Annotated in this window: 15 protein-coding genes and 1 tRNA gene; 10 read left to right on the top strand and 6 right to left on the bottom strand. The window is 68.0% G+C overall.

The window, feature by feature from the left end:
• The first annotated feature begins 81 nt into the window (after positions 1 to 81).
• The 3 genes from dnaG to ACZ5QD_RS07975 all read left to right on the top strand — a co-directional run bounded on the left by dnaG (position 82) and on the right by ACZ5QD_RS07975 (position 4,219).
• The gene (dnaG, locus tag ACZ5QD_RS07985; protein ID WP_006897813.1) at positions 82 to 1,992 is read left to right on the top strand and encodes a DNA primase; all 1,911 of its coding nucleotides are present in this window, start codon (positions 82 to 84) and stop codon (positions 1,990 to 1,992) included.
• Positions 1,993 to 2,103: 111 nt separating this feature from the next.
• Positions 2,104 to 4,107: an OPT family oligopeptide transporter gene (locus ACZ5QD_RS07980; RefSeq protein ID WP_006897812.1), complete on the top strand. Its 2,004-nt coding sequence runs from the start codon at positions 2,104 to 2,106 to the stop codon at positions 4,105 to 4,107.
• Positions 4,108 to 4,145: 38 nt separating this feature from the next.
• Positions 4,146 to 4,219, top strand: a tRNA-Ile gene (locus ACZ5QD_RS07975).
• A 51-nt stretch (positions 4,220 to 4,270) separates the two neighbouring features.
• Here ACZ5QD_RS07975 and ACZ5QD_RS07970 read toward each other — a convergent pair.
• Positions 4,271 to 5,005, bottom strand: coding sequence for a hypothetical protein (locus tag ACZ5QD_RS07970; RefSeq protein ID WP_039866923.1), 735 nt, complete (start codon positions 5,003 to 5,005; stop codon positions 4,271 to 4,273).
• Positions 5,006 to 5,116: 111 nt separating this feature from the next.
• On the opposite strand from ACZ5QD_RS07970, the gene ACZ5QD_RS07965 reads away from it, so the two are divergent.
• The 4 genes from ACZ5QD_RS07965 (at position 5,117) to ACZ5QD_RS07950 (ending at position 9,199) form a co-directional block, all read left to right on the top strand.
• Positions 5,117 to 6,313: a sensor histidine kinase gene (locus ACZ5QD_RS07965; protein WP_464367201.1), complete on the top strand. Its 1,197-nt coding sequence runs from the start codon at positions 5,117 to 5,119 to the stop codon at positions 6,311 to 6,313.
• Positions 6,310 to 6,948 carry a response regulator gene (locus tag ACZ5QD_RS07960; protein WP_464367200.1) on the top strand — a complete coding sequence of 213 codons (639 nt, stop codon included), beginning with the start codon at positions 6,310 to 6,312 and terminating at the stop codon, positions 6,946 to 6,948. Before ACZ5QD_RS07965 ends, ACZ5QD_RS07960 begins: the two co-directional genes overlap by 4 nt.
• A 119-nt stretch (positions 6,949 to 7,067) precedes the next feature.
• Positions 7,068 to 7,832, top strand: coding sequence for an ABC transporter ATP-binding protein (locus ACZ5QD_RS07955; RefSeq protein ID WP_006895161.1), 765 nt, complete (start codon positions 7,068 to 7,070; stop codon positions 7,830 to 7,832).
• Positions 7,829 to 9,199, top strand: coding sequence for an ABC transporter permease (locus ACZ5QD_RS07950; RefSeq protein ID WP_433820971.1), 1,371 nt, complete (start codon positions 7,829 to 7,831; stop codon positions 9,197 to 9,199). Before ACZ5QD_RS07955 ends, ACZ5QD_RS07950 begins: the two co-directional genes overlap by 4 nt.
• Positions 9,200 to 9,249: 50 nt before the next feature.
• Here ACZ5QD_RS07950 and ACZ5QD_RS07945 read toward each other — a convergent pair whose 3' ends face one another.
• A complete protein-coding gene (locus tag ACZ5QD_RS07945) occupies positions 9,250 to 10,908 on the bottom strand; it encodes an MDR family MFS transporter (RefSeq protein WP_346075537.1) in 1,659 nt (552 codons plus the stop codon).
• Entirely contained in the window at positions 10,905 to 11,519 is a 615-nt protein-coding gene (locus ACZ5QD_RS07940) for a TetR/AcrR family transcriptional regulator (RefSeq protein WP_045539747.1), read from the bottom strand. Before ACZ5QD_RS07940 ends, ACZ5QD_RS07945 begins: the two co-directional genes overlap by 4 nt.
• Before the next feature lie 97 nt (positions 11,520 to 11,616).
• Here ACZ5QD_RS07940 and ACZ5QD_RS07935 point away from each other — a divergent pair, with 97 nt between their 5' ends.
• Positions 11,617 to 12,816: an NAD(P)-binding domain-containing protein gene (locus ACZ5QD_RS07935; RefSeq protein ID WP_062366609.1), complete on the top strand. Its 1,200-nt coding sequence runs from the start codon at positions 11,617 to 11,619 to the stop codon at positions 12,814 to 12,816.
• Here the strand turns inward: ACZ5QD_RS07935 and ACZ5QD_RS07930 are convergent.
• Complete coding sequence (locus ACZ5QD_RS07930) at positions 12,714 to 13,208, bottom strand: FBP domain-containing protein (RefSeq protein WP_464367199.1); 495 nt, start codon at positions 13,206 to 13,208, stop codon at positions 12,714 to 12,716. The genes ACZ5QD_RS07935 and ACZ5QD_RS07930 overlap by 103 nt on opposite strands.
• Before the next feature lie 387 nt (positions 13,209 to 13,595).
• Here ACZ5QD_RS07930 and ACZ5QD_RS07925 point away from each other — a divergent pair, with 387 nt between their 5' ends.
• Both ACZ5QD_RS07925 and ACZ5QD_RS07920 read left to right on the top strand, forming a co-directional pair.
• Positions 13,596 to 14,183, top strand: coding sequence for an HdeD family acid-resistance protein (locus ACZ5QD_RS07925; RefSeq protein ID WP_006895167.1), 588 nt, complete (start codon positions 13,596 to 13,598; stop codon positions 14,181 to 14,183).
• Between the two features lie 254 nt (positions 14,184 to 14,437).
• Positions 14,438 to 15,196 (top strand): SigB/SigF/SigG family RNA polymerase sigma factor, encoded by a 759-nt coding sequence (locus ACZ5QD_RS07920; RefSeq protein ID WP_006895168.1) that lies wholly within the window; start codon positions 14,438 to 14,440, stop codon positions 15,194 to 15,196.
• A gap of 22 nt (positions 15,197 to 15,218) precedes the next feature.
• Here ACZ5QD_RS07920 and ACZ5QD_RS07915 read toward each other — a convergent pair whose 3' ends face one another.
• Both ACZ5QD_RS07915 and ACZ5QD_RS07910 read right to left on the bottom strand, forming a co-directional pair.
• Positions 15,219 to 15,584 carry a VOC family protein gene (locus tag ACZ5QD_RS07915; RefSeq protein ID WP_278124216.1) on the bottom strand — a complete coding sequence of 122 codons (366 nt, stop codon included), beginning with the start codon at positions 15,582 to 15,584 and terminating at the stop codon, positions 15,219 to 15,221.
• 44 nt (positions 15,585 to 15,628) lie between these two features.
• Positions 15,629 to 16,801: a zinc-dependent alcohol dehydrogenase gene (locus ACZ5QD_RS07910; RefSeq protein WP_278124214.1), complete on the bottom strand. Its 1,173-nt coding sequence runs from the start codon at positions 16,799 to 16,801 to the stop codon at positions 15,629 to 15,631.
• Between the last annotated feature and the right edge of the window lie 25 nt (positions 16,802 to 16,826).

The raw sequence follows: 16,826 nt of genomic DNA, 5'->3' as shown, positions 1-16,826 counted from the left end.
GCTTCAAGAGAAAGCGGCGAGGTGCGCCGGGCGAGTCGCGCCCGGCCGACCCCGTTCGGGCGCGGCGCCTAGACTGGGTGCGTGCCAGGCCGAATCCCCGATCGCGACATCGCCGCGATCCGTGAGCAGACGCGCATCGAAGACGTGGTCGGAGACTATGTCACGCTGCGCAGGGCCGGCGCGGACCGCATGACCGGGTTGTGCCCGTTCCACGATGAGAAGACACCGTCGTTCCACGTCCGGCCTCATCACGGGCACTTCCACTGCTTCGGGTGCGGCGAGGGCGGCGACGTCTACACGTTCCTGCAGAAGCAGGAGCACGTCAGTTTCGTCGAAGCCGTCGAACAGCTGGCGGACCGGATCGGTTACACCATCAACTACGAGGGCGGCGGCACCGCGATCAAGCGCGACCGCGGCACGCGCGCCCGGCTCGTGGCCGCCAACGCGGCGGCGCAGCAGTTCTACGCCGAACAGCTCGCGACGCCCGAGGCGCAGGTGGCGCGCGACTTCCTCACCGAACGCGGCTTCGACGGCACTGCGGCGGCGCATTTCGGCTGCGGGTACGCCCCCGCCGGGTGGGACACGATGACGAAGGCCCTGCTGAAGCTCGGCTTCCAGTTCTCCGAGCTGGAAGCCGCCGGGCTGTCGAAGCAGGGCCGCAAAGGGCCCATCGATCGGTTCCATCGGCGTCTGCTGTGGCCCATCCGCAATCTCGGCGGCGATGTCATCGGGTTCGGCGCGCGCAAGCTCTTCGACGACGACAACCTCGGCAAGTACATGAACACGCCCGAGACCATGCTGTACAAGAAGTCGCAGGTGCTGTTCGGACTCGACCTGGCCAAGCGTGACATCGCCAAGGGCCACCAGGTCGTGATCGTCGAGGGCTACACCGACGTCATGGCGATGCACATGGCCGGTGTCACCACGGCCGTGGCCTCTTGCGGCACGGCGTTCGGAGAGGACCATCTGGCACTGATCCGCCGGCTGATGATGGACGACTCGTACTTCCGCGGCGAGGTGATCTACACCTTCGACGGCGACGACGCCGGTCAGGCCGCGGCGCTGAAGGCCTTCGAGGGGGAGCAGTCCATCGCCGGTCAGACCTTCGTGGCCGTCGCGCCCGACGGTATGGATCCGTGCGAGCTCCGACAATCTGCCGGCGATCCGGCGTTGCGCGATCTCATCGCCCGGCGCATCCCGATGTTCCAGTTCGCGATCAAGTCGTTGATCGCCCAGCAGAACCTCGACACCGCGGAGGGCCGCGTGGCGGCCCTGCGGGAGACGGTGCCGGTGGTGGCGAGGATCCGCGACGTCGCGCTGCGGGACGAATACGCGCGCCAGCTCGCCGGGTGGGTCGGCTGGGACGATGTGGCCCAGGTTCTCTCGCGCGTGCGCGCCGAGGCCAAGCGACACGGTGGCCGGCGCGGCGCGAACGCGCGGCAGCGGAACTCGCGCACCCGGCCCGAGGCGATGTCGCCGCCGCCGACCGCGCGACCGCTGCCGAACGACCCGCGGCTCTGGCACCAGCGCGAAGCGCTCAAGGCGGCGCTTCAGTATCCCGCCATCGCGGGCACGGTCTTCGATTCCCTGCCCGGCGAGTGCTTCACCGATCCCTCGTACCTGGCTGTCCGCGAGGCGATAGCGGCGGCCGGGGGAGCGGCGAGCGGTCTCGGCGGCGCCGCCTGGGTGGACGCCGTCCATCACGGCGTGATCGACGACCCCGCGGTGGCTCCGCTCGTCACCGAGCTGGCGGTGGAGCCGCTCCCGGTCGAGGACGACCGTGTGCCGCAGTACATCTCGAGCGTCCTGGCGCGGTCGCAGGAGATCTGGGTCGGCTCTCAGATCGCCGACATCAAATCGAAGCTGCGCCGGATGTCGCCCGCCGGGGACCCCGACGGCTACAACGCGCTCTTCGGCGACCTCGTGGCGCTCGAAGCGTATCGGCGCAGTCTGCTCGAGCAGGCCTTCGACGCCGGAGCGGACGCGGTCTGAGCGGTTCGGCCGCGGCGTCCATCGGCGGGTTCTCCCCAGCATCGTCTGCGGTGCGTCGTAAGGTGATTCTCTGCTGACGGACGCCCTCGTCCCGGCGGAAAGGGTAAGCGCATGACGCAGGTGATGAGGAGCTCGGTGCGCGAGCTGACGACTCGCGGCGTGATCCTCGGTGGTCTCATCACCCTGGTCTTCACCGCGGCCAACGTCTACCTCGGACTCAAGGTCGGTCTCACGTTCGCCACAGCGATTCCGGCGGCGGTCATCTCGATGTCGGTACTGCGCTATTTCCGCGATCACACGATCGTGGAGAACAACATCGTGCAGACCATCGCGTCGGCGGCGGGCACGCTCTCGGCCATCATCTTCGTCCTGCCCGGTCTCATCATGATCGGCTGGTGGACCGGCTTTCCGTACTGGATGACCGTCGCGGTCTGCGCGATCGGCGGCATCCTCGGCGTCATGTACTCGATCCCGCTGCGGCGCGCGCTCGTCACCGGCTCTGATCTGCCGTATCCCGAGGGAGTGGCGGCCGCGGAGGTCCTGAAGGTCGGCGACTCGTCCGGGCGCGACCCCGACGCCGTCGACCCCAACCGCGGCGGTATGCGAGCGATCGTTCTCGGTGCGGTGGGCGCCGCGTTCTTCTCCCTGCTCGGTTCGCTGAAGCTGATCGCCTCCGAGGTCGCGGTCGCGTTCCGTGTCGGCTCGGGCGCGACGATGGTGGGTGCCAGCCTGTCGATGGCGCTGATCGGCGTCGGCCACCTGGTCGGCATCGGGGTCGGTATCGCGATGCTCGTCGGCCTGGTGATCTCTTTCTTCGTCATCCTTCCGACGCGGACATGGGACGCCATTCCCTCCGGCGATCTGCTCGACGGTGTGAACAGCGTCTTCAGCGCCGACGTGCGGATGGTGGGAGCCGGCGCGATCGCGGTCGCGGCCGTGTGGACGCTGCTGACCGTCATCGGCCCGATCCTGCGCGGCATCGTGGCGGCCGCGGCCAGCGCACGCAAGCGCAGGTCGGGCGAGAGCGTCGACGTGACCGAACGCGACATCCCGATCCAGTACGTCGGCCTGACGATCATCGTCGCGCTCATCCCGATCGGATGGCTGCTCTGGGACTTCATGAAGGGGACCGCGCTGGTCGGGAGTGCCACCGGCATCCTGATCGTCACGATCATCTTCGTCTTCGTGATCGGCCTCGTCGTAGCCGCCGTGTGCGGATACATGGCGGGCCTGATCGGATCGTCGAACAGCCCGATCTCCGGTGTCGGCGTGCTGGTGGTCCTGTGCGCGGCACTGCTGATCAAGGTGACGCACGGCCCCGCCGACAGCACGAGTCAGACCGAGGCGCTCATCGCGTACACGCTGTTCACCTCGTCGGTGGTGTTCGGTGTCGCGACCATCTCCAACGACAACCTGCAGGATCTCAAGACCGGTCAACTCGTCGGCGCCACGCCGTGGAAGCAGCAGGTCGCGCTCATCATCGGCGTGCTCTTCGGATCCGCCGTGATCCCGCCGATCCTGGGACTGATGAACAACGCCTTCGGTTTCCAGGGCGCCCCGAACGCCACGGAGAACGCCCTGGCCGCCCCGCAGGCCGCACTGCTCTCGACACTGGCGAAGGGCGTCTTCGGCGGCGACCTCAACTGGGCCCTGATCGGCCTCGGCGCGGCGATCGGCGCCGGCGTCATCGTGGTCGACGAGGTGCTCAAGAGGACCACCTCGAACCTCAAGCTGCCACCGCTGGCCGTCGGTATGGGCATGTACCTGCCGATGTCGCTCACGCTCATCATTCCGATCGGTGCCTTCATCGGTCTGGCGTACGACAAGTGGGCGCTGCGCGACCCGATCGGCGGCGAACGGAAGAAGCGGCTCGGCGTGCTCCTCGCGACCGGCCTGATCGTCGGCGAGAGCCTCTACGGCGTCGTCTTCGCCGGCATCGTCGCCGGCACCGGAGACGACTCGCCGCTGGCGATCGTCGGCGACGGACTCGGCAACTGGATGCAGGTGATCGGCGTCGTGGTATTCGCCGTGATGCTCACGGCGATGTACAGCTACGTGAAGCGGATCGGTTCCGACGACGGGCCCGCCGCCACTGCGGTGCAGACCAAGAAGTAGGCGGAGGGTAATCTCTGTCCTCGGGCCGATTCGGCTCAGGGGCGATAGCTCAGTCGGTTAGAGCCGCTGACTCATAATCAGCTGGTCGCGGGTTCGAGCCCCGCTCGCCCCACTGAAACATCCCTGCGTCCGTCAACATCCCTGCTCCCGCCGACCGCCCCGCTCAGGCCCGGGTCACCCCGATCGACGGCAGGAAGAAGTACGAGGTCCGGCCGCGTCGCACGGTGCCGTAGACGGCGCACACCACGACGCCCTGGCCGGTGTCGACCAGACCTCCGCGAACGCCGTTCGACGGGATCACGCGCAGCGCTCGTTTGAGGCGAGAGACCGTGCCGGCGTACATCACCGGCGGAATCGGTGCGGACTTCACACGCTTGGAGACCGCGTCGATCACCGTGTCCGTGAGTCCGCCGAGCGGCGCGCCGAGCCCACCGCGCAGCGTGGTGACGTTGAACCAAGCGACGTGGACGCCGGACTTGTCGCCGAAGTCGGCGAACACGCCCACGGGCAGGAAACCGTAGAGGATCTCGCCGCCGCGCACCGCGTTCACGCTGACGTTCGCAATGGTGAGGTTGCCGATTCCCGGGGTGTACGGACCGGCCACGGCGCCGCCGACCGCGACCGGAAAGGTGAGGTCGGTGCTGAGTCCGACGGTCGGCGTGAACGTGGTGATGCCGAGTTGGCGCAGCAGCCGGTTGGCGGCTTCCACACCGTCCACCGGAACCGGGGCGGACTGTGCCTGAATCGGGCTGGTGAAGGTGCGCGCGGTCGCCAGGGCTCGGGCTCCCGGCACTGCGAGGGCGTCGGTGGCGGAGGCCGCGGCCCGGCCGACCAGTGCGGTCGACTGCTGTGCGATGCCCGTGACGCTCCGTCTCCCACGGTCTGCTAACGAAGTCACACGTGAACGGTACAACGCTCATTGGCACAATCGGCGGATCGAGCGTCGAATGCAGCGCCGGTCACAGGGGATCGAGTCGGCCATGCGTTCCGGGCGTGGCACGGTAGTGGCATGGTCATGATCGGCAGGTACCGCGTCGCCGACCCCCTCGCGTTCCCGAACCTCTCTCGACGGTCGACGATCGCCGACGCCGTCATCGGTCTGATTCTGCTGGTGTTGATGCTGGCCTTCTCGTCGGGTCTCACCACGACGGTGCAGGTGGTCAGCCTGCTGATCGGGCTGGCTCTGATGTGCCGCCGGTCCGCGTCGTCGGTGATGATGCTGCTGGCGGTGACGTCGGCGGTGATCCAGGTGGCGACCTACGACGTCGCGGTGGGACCGTGCCTGCTCTACTCGGTGCTCTACTACACGGCGGGCAATCATCCGGATCGTCGGGTCCGGGGCGCGTCGCTGGCCGTGGCAGTCGTGGGTTCGGCGATCGCGGCGTGGGTGTATCCGAGGTCGACGGCGTTCGGCACCGATGCCGAGGCGTCGACGATCGTCTCGCACACGATGACCTTCGTCGGCATCGCGGTGCTGCTGGTGGGCAGCTGGACCTTCGGATTCATCCGGTATCAGCGCCACAGCGTGGAACAGGCGAGGATCGCCGAGCAGATCTCCGAACTCGAACGACGGCGACTGCTCGACCTGTACGACGAGCAGGCCCAGCGGTCGAGTCTGGCCCGCGACATGCACGACGTGGTGGCGCACTCGCTCGCGGTGGTGGTGGCGCAGGCCGAAGGAGCACGCTTCGCCCTGGACGCCAGTCCCGAGGCGGCGAAGGAGGCGCTCGGCGTCATCGCCGACACGGCGCGGCAGGCGCTCGCCGACGTCCGGGGCGTGCTGGAGGAACTGCGCAGCGCCGAGTCGACGGCCGAGCACGCGCGAACCGACCGCGACCAGCTCTACGCACGGATGCGCGCAGCCGGAATGACGTTGCAGTCCACCGAGATCGGTGACGAAGACGCGGCGTCGCCGCTGAGTGTGCGGGTCGCCTTCGCGGTCCTCACCGAGGCATTGACGAATGCGCTCAAGTACGGCGACCTGGGTGCGCCGGTGTACGTCCGGCAGGACTGGTCGGACGGATGCCGGCTCACGGTGGCGAACTCGCTGTCGGAGAAGCCGCTGGCTCCCGGTGGCGCGGGCCACGGCATCAGGGGCATGGCAGAGCGGGCCGAACTCGCCGGCGGTACGCTGACCAGCGCCGCCGTCGAAGGCGGCTGGCTCGTCGAACTCGTCATCCCCGCTCGTCCGGAAGGACCGTCATGATCCGCGTCGCCCTCATCGACGATCAGCCGCTGTTCCGTGGCGGGATCGCGATGATTCTCGACAGCCAACCCGATGTGGAAGTGGTGGCGCAGGAGTCGTCGGCGCTGAACCTCTCGTCGACGGTGCGCGCGTCCGCGCCCGATGTGATCCTCATGGATGTGCGCATGCCGGGCATCGACGGGATCACCGCGACCCGTCAACTCGTGGCCGACCTCGGCGACGAGGCGCCGAAGATCCTCGTGCTCACCACATTCGACGTCGACGAGGCCGCCGCACGGGCGATCGAAGCCGGTGCGAGCGGATTCGTCCTGAAAGACGCGCAACCGGAGTTCCTGCTGGCCTCGGTGCGCGCGGTGGCCGACGGCAGCCAGGTGGTCGCGGCATCGGCCACCCGAAGGCTCTTCGAGCGGCACGGAACCCGTACCCGTCCCGGACCGGAGTACGACGCGCTCACGGTCCGCGAACGCGAAATCCTGGTGCGTGCCGCGTCCGGGCTGTCGAATGCCGAGATCGCGCAAGCCGAGTTTCTGTCGGAGGCGACGGTCAAGACGCACATCTCCCGGATTCTCGCGAAGCTGTCGCTGCGCGACCGCGTACAACTCGTGGTGTACGCGTACGAGCACGGCCTCGTCTGACGAGCCGGAGGACGCAGCGGCGTACATCTGCGGGATGACCCCGCACCCGCCCGTCGGAGGATGCGATTTGCGCCGGTAGCCGGACGCGAAGAGCCAGGTCAGAGCCATAACTTTGACGTATGAACGCCAACGAGATCAGTACCGGACCCGCCGTCGTCATGCGCCACGTGTCGCGCACCTACGGTGATCCGGCGAACCCAGTCCACGCGCTGCGCGACGTCTCGGTCGACATCCGCCGCAGCGAGTTCACCGCCGTCATGGGCCCGTCGGGGTCGGGCAAATCGACCCTGATGAATGTGATGGCCGGACTCGACGAGGCGACCTCCGGTCAGATCTGGCTCGGCCAGACGCCCATCGTCGGGCTCGACGACACCGCGCGGACGCTCCTGCGCCGCACCAACATCGGCTTCGTCTTCCAGTCGTTCAATCTGATCCCGACGCTGACCGCGGACGAGAACATCCGGCTGCCCTTCGTCCTGGCGGGACACAAGCCGGACGCCGTGCAGCAGGCGTGGATCGCTCACCTGGTCGGTTCGCTCGGACTCCGTGATCGTCTGGACCATCTGCCGTCCCAGCTGTCGGGCGGACAGCAGCAGCGGGTGGCGATCGTCCGGGCCCTGGCCGGCCGCCCGACCATCATTCTCGCCGATGAGCCGACCGGCGCCCTGGACACGCGCACCAGCCGCGAGGTGCTGACCTTGCTGACCACGGCCGCTCGCGAGTACGGGCAGGGGATCGCGATGGTCACGCACGATCCGGTGGCCGCGTCGTACGCCGATCGCATCCTGGTACTGGCCGACGGCCGGATCGTCGGAGAGTACCGGGGCCTCGACCCGCACCAGATCTCCGACCTCCTGATCAATCTCCAGGGGGCGGCGGCATGAGGGCCACGGACTACCGCCTGACGGCGGGTTCGCTGCGGGAACTGTCGACCGTGGGCGTGGTCTGCGGCCTGTCGGCGGCGTACGCCGGAATGGTGCTCACGGCCTCCGACTTCCTCGGCCGTGCCGGTGAGCACAACGGCGGCAACGTGGGAGTGGTGCTCGGCATCGTGTCGTCCGTGTTCATCCTCATCGCGCTGTTCGTGGCCGCGCTGGTGATCGGCAACGGTGTCGACACGGTGATCGCGGGCCGACGCAAGCAACTCGAGCTGCTGCGGTTGATCGGCGCCTCGTCGAGACAGCTGCGGTCGAGTCTGGTGCGCGGGGTCGCGAAGGTCGCGGCGATCGGTGCCGGGATCGGGCTGGTCGCCGGAGTGACGCTGGCCGACGCCGTACGGACCGTGATGGTGTCGCGGGACATCCTTCCGTCCATCCGGTACAGCTACCTTCCCCCGACCACCGTGCTCGCGGCGATCGTGGTGGTGGGCGTCGCGGTGGGCGCGACACTGGTGGGTTCGCGGAAGACGCTCTCCGGAGCCGCCGTCGTCGCGCCGAAGGGCTCGATGCGGTGGCTTCGCGGCACCGCGGCCGTCATCGCGACCGGTGTCGGCGCGCTCCTGCTCGGAGCCGCGTGTCTGTTGGGGGAGGAGGGGAGCATGAGCGGATTCGTCGTCGCCTTCCTCGGCACCGCGACGGCCGCGGTGGGACTGCTGGTCGGTGCGCCGATCCTCGTGCCCGCGATGGTCGCCGGTGTGGGACGGCTCCTGGGCGCGAGCCCGGCGGCGATCCTCGCGCGCAAGAACTCGGTCGCCGACCCGGGCCGCACCACACGCTCCACCGTCGGACTGTTCATCGGCGTCACCCTGATCACCACGATCGTCGCGGGTATGAGGTCGTTGCAGCAGTCCATCGACCGCTGGGATCTCACGCCCGAACAGGTGGAGGAGAACCGGCACGTGATGTCGATGATGACCTGGGTGCTGGTGGGACTGATTCTCATCTCGGTGCTCATCGCGGCGGTCGGCTTCGTGTCGACGATGTCGTTGACAGTGATCGGGAGGACTCGTGAGATCGGCATGCTGCGCGCGATGGGCTTCACCGCCAGGCAGGTCCGCGCCACGATCACTCTTGAATCGATCGCCTTGTCCGGGACGGCGATGGTGGCGGGTCTGGCGCTGGGCGTGATCTTCGGGGCGGTCGGCAGCCAGTCGCTCATCGGTGCGATCACGCCGGGATTCCCGATCGGACTGCCGCTGGGCGCGTTCGTGGGAATCGTCGCGGGAACGGTCGTGCTGGTGGCGATCGCCGCCCTGCCGCCCAGTCGTCGTGCGGTGTCGGTGACGCCGGTGGACGCGCTCGCCGTCGCCTGAGACGAAGGGTAGAGAAAGGGGTGGAGCGGGTGACGGGCTCGCGCCGACGACTACTCGCGGGAGCGGGTCGCCGCGGCCTTGTCGTTGCCGGCCTCCTCGGCGGCTTCGATGGTGATCATCTCGGCCTCGGTCAGCAATTCCTCCTCGGTGAGCACTTCGGCTGCCTCTCGTTGGACGGTCGTCGCGAGCGGCTTCTCCTTCACGAACAGCAGGACCACGAGTGCGATCCCGGCCAGCGGAACGAAGAACAGGAAGATCGGCAGCAACGCCTCGTTGTACGACTCGATGATCGGGATGCGCACGGCGTCGGGCAGGGCGTTCACCGCTGCCGGCGTGAGACCGTTGCGACCCGCGTCGCCGCCGGCTCCCGCGCCGCTGCCCGCGAGCTTCTCGGTGAGCAGGGTGGCCAGGCGGGAGGCAAAGATCGATCCGACGACCGCCGATCCCAGGGTGGCGCCGACCTGACGGAAGTAGTTGTTCGCGGCGGTCGCGGTGCCGACCATGGTGACCGGGAACGAGTTCTGCACGATGAGGGTCAGGATCTGCATCGACAGGCCGATGCCGATGCCGAAGACGGCCAGATACACGCACATGAGCCAGGTGGGAGTGGTGATGTGCATCGACGCGATCAGCACCAGGCCGACGCCCATGACGATGGAGCCGATGATCGGGAAGATCTTGTAGCGGCCCGTGCGTGCCACGGCCTGACCGGAGGCGATCGAGGTGATGAGCAGTCCGCCCATCATCGGGATCATCAACAGGCCTGCGACGGTCGCGTCGACTCCGGTGACCATCTGGATGTAGGTCGGCATGTAGCCCAGAGCGCCGAACATGGCGACGCCGATCATCAGGTTCGCGACGGTCGTCAACGTGAAGTTGCGATCCGCGAACAGCTTCATCGGCATGACCGGGTTGTCGGCGCGCAGCTCGGCGACGACGAATCCCACAGCCAGGACGACGGTCGCGACCGCGAGGCCGAGGATCTGCGGGCTCAGCCAGTCGTAGGTGTGCCCGCCCCAGGTGCAGATCAGCACGAGGCTGGTGGTGGCGCCGGCGATCAGAGCCATACCCAGGTAGTCCAGTCGCGGTCGCACCTCGTGCTGCACCTTCGGCAGCTTCATGAAGGCCAGGGTGGCGGCGATCGCGAGAGCACCCAGCGGGAGGTTCAGCCAGAACGCCCAGCGCCAGCCCGGGCCCTCGGTGAGCCAGCCGCCGAGCAGCGGGCCGGCGACCGAGGAGACGGCGAAGACCGCGCCGAGGAAGCCCATGTAGCGGCCGCGTTCCCGGGCGGGAACCACGTCGGCGATGGCCGCCTGCGACAGGATCATCAATCCGCCGCCGCCGATGCCCTGGAGGATGCGGCCGAAGATCAGCCAGGTGATGTTCCCGGAGAGTGCGCCGACCACCGAACCGCTGAGGAAGATCAGGATCGCGGCGATCAGTACGGGCTTGCGGCCCAGCAGATCGCTGATCTTGCCGTACACGGGCATCACGATGGTGGACGCGAGGATGTAGGCGGTGATGACCCAGGTCATCTGGTCGACGCCCTGGAGCTCACCGACGATGGTCGGCAGAGCTGTCGAGAGCACGGTCTGGTTCAGCGATGCCAGCAGCATCGTGATCATCAGTCCGATGAACAGCAGCATCACGCTGCGGCGCTCGGTATTCCCGGTAGTGCCGTCCGTTGGTTCGGCGAGGGAAGTGGTCATAGCAGGTCCTTGATGGTTCGGCGGAAGACTGCGCCGGCGTCGGCGAGGGCGGGCGAGTCGGGGTTGTCGAGGACTTCGGGGTCCTTCTTGTAGGCGAAGCGCAGGACGGCGCCGGCGAGCATGATGAGCGCGCGGGCGTCGTCCACCGATTCCGGGCCGGCTCGCTCACCGATCTGTTCGGTGATCACCGAACTCAGCAGTTCCTGCGCGGCGGTGCCGTGCTGCTGCATCCGTTCGACGAGCTCGGGAAACCGACGGATCAGCTCGCGGTGGTCGGAATGGGGGCCGCCGCCCTGTCGGATGCTCTTGGCGACCGCCATCACCAGATCGACGGCACGGTCGAGGCGGTCCGGGCCGGGACCGGCTTCGACGAAATCCTTGAGCGCCTGGTCGGGCACTGTCGGCGGCACGGCTCCGAGGACGGCGTCCTCTTTGCACGCGTAGTAGTTGAAGAACGTCCGTCGTGACACTCCGGCGCGGTCGGCGATCTCGGCGACCGTGGTGTCGTGGAGTCCGTTCTCACCCACCAGTTCGACGGCGGCCGTTCGCAGTGCACGCAGCGTCTCAAGACGCTGGCGTTCCCGAAGGCCTAGTTCAGAAATATTTTGCACTAGTGCAGTATTGCACGAGTGAAAAGTTTTGTGCACGCAACTGTGACTGACGCAACTGTCTCGGAACACCGAGGAGGTACGTGCGGTTGCCTCAGTCATGAGCCGAGACCCAGAAGTGCCGACGACGCTGACTGCGGCCGCAGTCGACCGCCGGATCGTGGTGATCGGCGCCGGCCAGGCCGGACTCTCGGCCGCCTACTTCCTCCAGCGCGGCGGATTGCGTGCGGGCAGCGACTTCGAGGTGCTCGACGCAAACCCGACTCCGGGCGGAGCGTGGAGCCATCGCTGGGACGCCCTGACCTTCAGCCTGGTGAACGGCGTCCACGACCTGCCCGGCACACGGCTCACCGGTGCCGATCCTGACGAGCCCGCGCGCGAGGTGATCAAGCGCTACTACGGGCGTTACGAGGCCGAGCACGGTCTCCGGGTGGCGCGACCGTGGCGAGTGGTCGCGGTCGAACCGACGGGCGAACCGGTGTGGCGCTTCCTCGTCCGTGCCGAGGGCCCCGGCGGAGCGACGCGGACCTACCGTGCGTCGGCGGTGATCAGTGGTACCGGCACGTGGGATCACCCGTATGTGCCGTGGTACCCGGGTCGTTTCGCGGGCCGTCAACTGACCACCCGGGACTTTCCGGAACCGGAGGACTTCGCCGGACAGCGGGTCCTGGTGGTCGGCGGAGGCATATCCGCTGTCGAGTTCGTCGTACTCCTGGACGAGGCCGGTGCCGTCCCGATCTGGTCGACGCGCACGCCGCCGCGCTGGCGCGACACCCCGTTCGACGCTCGATGGGGGCTCGCCGTCGAGAACGGTGTCGCGGCCCGGACCCGTGCGGGTCTGCGACCGCTGAGCGTGGTCGCGGCCACGGGGCTGCCGCGAACCCCGCGGTTCGCGCCGGCGATCGACAGCGGTGTCCTGTCCTCGCGCGGTCCGCTCGCGCGTCTGGTGCGCAACGGTGTCGAGTTCGCCGACGGCACGAGCGAACCGGTGGACGTGATCATCTGGGCCACCGGCTTTCGGCCGTCGCTCGCACACCTGGCCCCGCTCGGGATCCGGGAGCCCTCCGGCGGCGTGCTGATGGCCGACGACGACGTCAGCGTGGTCCGGGTCCCCGGTCTGTTCCTGGTGGGCTACGGCCGCAGTGCCTCGACGCTCGGCGCGACCCGCGCGGGCCGCCGTGCGGCCCGCGCCGCGCGTCAGTCCTCGGTCGAGAGCACCTCGGCGACGAACGATCCGACGCGGTTGCGCAGTCCGGCCACCTGCTCGGCCCGAATGGCGTCGAGGTCGGTGGCCTTGTGATAGGCGGGCGGCAGCTTACGGGCGTGCTTCGAGCAGTGGAACCCCGAGCACACCAGCGTGCCGATGGTGTCGCCACGCCTGCCCTGCGCACCGGTGCGCCTGGCGGTGTACAGCACCACCTCTTCGCTGAGGTCGACGTCCCGGCACCAGGTGCACATCGTGCGGCGCGACGGCGTCGCCTCGGCGCGGTTGAGGATCAACGACACGAGCCGGCCGTCGTGCTCCACCGCGATGTAGGCGCGGCGGGGCATCTTGCGGTCGCGCCAGCCGTAGTACTCGAGGCGCGAGAAGTCGACGTCGTCGAAGTCGAGGGGAAAGGTGACCTTCTTGATCTCGCTGCGGGTGGCGCCGCGGAACGAGTCGAGGATCTGCTGTTGGGTGTACTGCTTCATATCGATGACCGATCAGTCGAATGCGCGTGGTCGCGCGGGAGAGATGAGGTGAGGTCGGCCCGCGGGCGCGGGTGCGACGGCAGGATCCACTGGCCGATCCATTGGAATCGGCTGCGGAGCGCGGTCATCTGTTCGCGGCGCGGAACGCGCCGGACATCTCCTGAATGTGAGTGATCATGTCGACTCCACGCTAGCGCATCGCGCGGCGGGTGTGCGGACTCGGTGACGATGCCGTATCACCTGGGCCGATGTACCGGGACGGGGAAGGCCGTCCGCGCTAGTATCGTCCTGCTCCGATGAATCCGGACAGAGTTCGCCTCTCGCCCGGTTCCCGGAGACGGTCCACACCGATCGTCACCCATCGAAAGAGAAAGGCCGACGAGCACTTTGGCAATCAATGATCCGCTCAGCGCTGCGGCGCGCGACGCCGTCAAGGACATCGCGACCCGCACATGGCAGAGCCTCCTCGGAATCGGCATCGCCTCGCTGATCCTCGGCGTCATCGTCCTGATCTGGCCGGCGGCGACACTTCTGGTGGTCGCCATTCTTTTCGGCATCTATCTGCTGATCTCGGGCATCTTCCAGGTCGCCGCGACCTTCGGAGTGCAGCACACCCACGGTTGGTGGCGCGTTCTCTCGTTCCTCTCCGGCGCCATCTCGATCCTGCTGGCCTTCGTGGCCTTCCGGAACATCGAGACCGCGGTGATTCTCCTGGCACTGTGGGTCGGTATCGGCTGGATCTTCCGCGGAGTCACCGAACTGTCGGTCTTCATGGACTCGGCGAGCGGCCTGCCCGGCCGTGGCTGGGGCATCTTCCTGGGAATCGTGACCGTGATCGCCGGCGGCATCCTGATCATCTGGCCCATCTCGTCGGTCGCCACCCTCACCGTCGTCTCGGGCATCATGCTCGTGGTGGTCGGCGCAGTCGAGATCGTGCACGCGTTCATGCTGCGGTCGAAGGTCAAGTCCGTCTGACACCGAACTGCGCAGGCACTGCCGGAAAACCTATCGCCCCCGACCCGCAGGTCGGGGGCGATATGCGTCGGTGGGGCCGATTGCCTTCCGCGGGACGCTCGCAGCGGGTAGCGTCGAATCCACTCGGTTGAAACGGCAGCCGAACTCCTGCCCGGAAGGCGCACCGCGCCCGGGCGTTCACATCATCACCGCACAGCGGGCTCCGGTCACGTGTGACCACGCCTGGGTGCGGTCGGCGTTGAAGGAGCTCTGCCATGACCGACGACGGGTACGACCACGTGCGGGACCTGCTCGCGCAGCGCGAAGCGCTTCCCGCGGGGGATCCCCGCAGAAAGTGCCTTCGAGACGAGGCGGTGGTGGCGAGCCTCCCGCTCGCTCAGCACATCGCGCAGAGGTTCGGCGGCCGAGGGGAGTTCCACGACGACCTCGTGCAAGTGGCACGACTGGGACTGGTCCAGGCCGTCGACAGGTACGCGCCGTCTCGCGGGTCCGATTTTCTGTCATTCGCCGTCCCGACAGTGATGGGCGAGGTGCGCAGGCACTTCCGGGACCGGACCGCGGTCCTTCGCACTCCTCGCAGCATCAAGGAACTGTCATCGAGGATCGGGACGGCTGAAGGACACCTGACGCACCGACTCCATCGGCTACCGACGCGTGCCGAGCTGGCGGCCGAACTGGATGCCGACCTCGCCGACATCGACGAAGCGCGGATGGCGGCCGCCGCATCGGCTCCGGCCTCGCTCGATCAGCCGGCGGGCGCAGCCGACGACCGATCCGCGATCGACCGGATCGGCCGTCCCGACCCGGCTTACGATCTGGTCGACGTCGCGCAGTCTCTCCGGCCGGCGCTCGCGCGACTGCGGCCGCGGGAGCGCCGCATCCTCGGTCTCCGATTCTTCGAAGACCTCTCGCAGAGCGCGATCGCCCAACGCACGGGGATGTCGCAGATGCATGTCTCTCGGCTGTTGCGTCAGTCGATCGCCACCTTGCGGCAGGAGCTGACGGCGACGTGATCGGCCCCGTGGTGCGCCGCGGTCAGTCGGCCGAGCCCACCGTCGCGGTGATCTCCACGGTGTTGCCGTCGGGATCGATGACCACAGCGTGCCCGGAAGTCGACGGGTAGGGGGTCCGGGGCGACGAGGCGCCGAACGCGATCAGCCGCTCGACAGCGGCGGCGACGTCCTGAGTATCGAAGGCCGACAATCGGATTCGAGACTGCGGCCGCGGCGGCATCACGCGTCGCACGATGAGCTGGACGCGCCGGCCGTCATCGATCAGTTCGGCGCGATCGGAGTCCGCGTCCCCGACGGCGAGGTGCAGCGCTTTCGACCAGAAGTCCGCCAGAGTGTCGACGTGATCGGTCAGCAATACGCATGGTTCGTCCGAGTCCAGCGCCAGCATGAGCTTCTCCTCTCGTTGTCAAACCCGCGACGGGCGGCGCGGCGTCAGGGTTCGAGGACGACCTTGACGTATCCGTCCGACTTCTCCTGGAACTTCCGGTACGCGTCTGCGGCGTCGTCGAGTGGCAGTCGATGCGAGGCGAAGCGGTCCACCCCGAGGGGATCGTCGTCGGTCAGCAGCGGCATGATCGCGTCGGTCCAGCGCTTCACATTGGCCTGTCCCATCCGGAGTTGCACCTGTTTGTCGAAGAGCTTGAACATCGGCATCGGGTCGATCGCACCGCCGTACACACCGGAGACGGAGACCGTTCCACCTCGCCGGACCACGTCGCACGCGGTGTGCAGCGCCGACATCCGGTCGACGCCGAAGGCGGTGTCGATCCGCCGACCGACCGCGTCGGGGAGCAGGCCCACGGCGTGCTGCAGAGCCTTCGCGACGGGTGATCCGTGCGCTTCCATGCCCACCGCGTCGATCACGGAGTCGGTGCCCCGGCCCGACGTCAGGTCGCGCACCGCGGTAGCGACGTCTTCGTGGGCGGAGACCGTCTCGACTCCGTTCGCGTCGGCTCGGGCGAGCCGCTCAGGCACTCTGTCGACGCCGATCACGCGGATCCCGCGGTGCGCGGCGATGCGTGCGGCCATATCGCCGATCGGCCCCAGGCCGATCACGGTCAGCGACCCGCCGTCGGGAACGTCCGCGTACTCCACCGCCTGCCACGCTGTCGGCAGCACGTCGGAGAGGTAGCCGAACCGGCTGTCGGGAGGTCCGTCCGGCACCTTGATATGGGTGAAGTGGGCTTGGGGCACGCGGAGATACTCCGCTTGACCGCCGGCGACCGAGCCGTACAGCTCCGAATAGCCGAACAACGCCGCGCCCGTTCCCTTTTCGCGGACCTGGGTGGTCTCGCATTGGGTGTAGAGCGATCTGTCGCACATGTAGCAACGACCGCAGGAGATCTGGAACGGGATGACGACGCGGTCACCGACTCGGAGGTCGCCGGTGTCGGCCCCCACCTCTTCCACGGTTCCCATCGCCTCGTGGCCGAGGACGTCCCCGGCCTTCATGAACGGCGCGAGGACCTCGTACAGGTGTAGGTCCGATCCGCAGATGTTGGTCGAACTGACGCTGATCACGGCGTCGGTCGGTTCTTCGATCCGCGGGTCGGGGATGGTCTCCACCCGTACGTCGCGTCGGCCCTGCCATGTGACGGCACGCATCGGGACTCCTCACTCGATAGACATG

Source organism: Gordonia sp. J1A, from assembly GCF_055393515.1.
Note: the sequence above shows the minus strand (reverse complement) of the source record. Positions and strands in the feature narration are given on the sequence as shown.